Source organism: Nocardia implantans, assembly GCF_035544775.1.
In the GTDB taxonomy this organism is placed as follows: Bacteria; Actinomycetota; Actinomycetes; order Mycobacteriales; family Mycobacteriaceae; genus Nocardia; species Nocardia implantans.
Window position 1 is genome coordinate 1 of the sequence record NZ_JAYKYQ010000029.1, and the last position, 2,041, is coordinate 2,041.

Below are 2,041 nucleotides of genomic sequence, written 5' to 3' on the forward strand. Positions count from 1 at the left end.
CGGCGACGACGGCCTCCGTGGTCAGGAACAGAGCCGCGATCGAGGCCGCGTTCTGCAGCGCCGAACGGGTGACCTTGACCGGATCGGCGACACCGCGGAGCGGCAGCCAGCGGCGGTCCATCTCGCTGGCCCGGTCGGCGCAAGAACTCCTATCGGATGGTGGCTGGAGGAATAGGCTGTACCAACGGTTCCGCTGGTCGATACGGAACAACCGCTGAACCTGGGCGGTTGCCCGGTCCCTTCTGGAAACCGGGATAGTTTTCCGATGGCCCGACGAACGGGACTCGCACCGGCAGTTCCGGGTCCGGGGTTTCGTCACTCGCCATGATCGGCCCCGTCTCCCGATCCGTAGATGTAGGCGGATTCCGACAGGTATCGCCTACACGTAGGACCGTGACTGGATTGAATGTTGCTGATGAACCGCGCTTGATCGACCGATCGCCGTTCTCCCTTGGAGAGGTGGTTTCGATGCAGGTGCCGCCACATCTCGGCGTCGCCGAGGGTGGTCATCGGATGACCCGCCGCCGCAGGAAACGGTGGCGATGTTCGCCGAAGCCATCCGCGAATGGGCGGGACCGGACGCAATCGGCTACCGGGAGTCCTTCCTCGACGGGCACGTCTACCTCGTCGGCGACGACGGCCACTCCTACACGTTCGAGAAATATGCCGACCGCCTCGGGGAACGTGCGATCGACCATGCGCGCGATTCGAACGACTGAACCAATGAACCCGGCGGCACTCGATACCTACCTTGTCAGCGGTGATACCGGAGCGGCGCTGGTGGCATCTCCGGCCAGCGGTCGTCACCGTCGCCGGAATCCAACCGGAAGCGCCGGAGCCGGGCCCACCTCTCGGCGGACCGGCTACCCGATAGATGCAACAAGGAGAAGATCTCCGTTGGTATGGAACCGGGAGCGCACCGCACGCGTCGAATTCAGGTGTAAGGCAATGAGGTCGGTTGTCGTGGGTTGTGCCTCTTCATCTCGCTCGAGCTCGGGGGTGCGCGTGGCTGACGATGAAGCCCTCCTTGACGGATGCAGCAAAGTTATAGGTAGAAGCGCCAATTAGTGCGCGACATGGGGGTCGAGTTGAAGATATCGGCACTTGTAATAGCTACAGCGGCAGCAGTGGCGTCGGTCATGGGCCTGATGCCGAGTCCAGTAGCTCACGCCTCGTTCCCGTGGGGAGCTTGTGGAATCAGCTCGCCCGAGGGCAAAGTAGTCACAACCTTCAGCGAATGGAAGCTGCTGTGCGGGAATAAAGACTACGGGTATAGGCATATTCAGGCCGGTCACATGAGCGAATGGGAAGGGCTCGCCGCAATCGAGGGCCGCAACTGGCGCGACATTGCCGATATGGCAATCGCCAAGGCTCACGACGCACCCGACTGGTACGGCCCGCAGAGCGGCGGCCGGTATTGTTACACGGGGCAGATCTACCTGGTCAACCGCGTTACCGGAGCGATAGCCAAGACCGTCCAGCCCACCGTGATCGTCAGTGAGGGCGGGATAGTGATCACTGCCTTCCCTGGAGGAGGATGTCGTGGAAAAGCATGAGCCCAGTGTGGAAGAACTGACCGAGTCGGTTATTCGTGCCGGGACCGAGTCCGGATACCAGATCAGCCGCGATGACACTGGTCGGTTGCAGATCACGGCAATCGATGAATCGCCTGTGGACCCCCCCTTGACGTTCGCGGTAACCGACCAAGAACTCCACGACTACTACCTACGGCTCGCGGCGAATACCGGAAAACCGGTGGGCGCGGGTACTCCGTGGAAGACATGGATGCTCTTGATGTCGACCCACCTCGATGAAGCCGTCTACAAGGCCGGGGTGCTGAATCAGCCCTGTGTGATCACGATCGGCGAGACTGGTTTCTGGCCTGTGCCAAGGTGAGTCGCCGAGTCACCGCTGCACGAGGGCGCTGGCGGCATCTCCGGCCGACGGTCGTCACGCTGGACGGAATCTGACGCCGGAACGCCGGAAGCCGGCCCACCTCGCGGTGGACCGGCTTCCGGTTCCAAATGTGTTGCGCGGTGGC

General features: G+C 62.4%; 3 protein-coding genes and 1 pseudogene. 3 read left to right on the forward strand and 1 reads right to left on the reverse strand.

The genetic code is table 11. The annotated features are described in order from the left end of the window. Positions 1-94: pseudogene (locus U3653_RS33135) on the reverse strand (hypothetical protein); the annotation flags it as partial. Positions 95-542: 448 nt separating this feature from the next. Here U3653_RS33135 and U3653_RS33140 point away from each other — a divergent pair. The 3 genes from U3653_RS33140 to U3653_RS33150 all read left to right on the forward strand — a co-directional run bounded on the left by U3653_RS33140 (position 543) and on the right by U3653_RS33150 (position 1,896). Next, positions 543-719, forward strand: coding sequence for a hypothetical protein (locus U3653_RS33140; protein ID WP_195080731.1), 177 nt, complete (start codon positions 543-545; stop codon positions 717-719). A 357-nt stretch (positions 720-1,076) separates the two neighbouring features. Further along, positions 1,077-1,556 carry a hypothetical protein gene (locus tag U3653_RS33145; RefSeq protein ID WP_195080732.1) on the forward strand — a complete coding sequence of 160 codons (480 nt, stop codon included), beginning with the start codon at positions 1,077-1,079 and terminating at the stop codon, positions 1,554-1,556. After that, positions 1,543-1,896, forward strand: a complete 354-nt coding sequence (locus U3653_RS33150) for a hypothetical protein (RefSeq protein ID WP_195080733.1) — start codon at positions 1,543-1,545, stop codon at positions 1,894-1,896. The genes U3653_RS33145 and U3653_RS33150 overlap by 14 nt, the downstream gene beginning before the upstream one ends. The last annotated feature ends 145 nt before the right edge of the window (positions 1,897-2,041 follow it).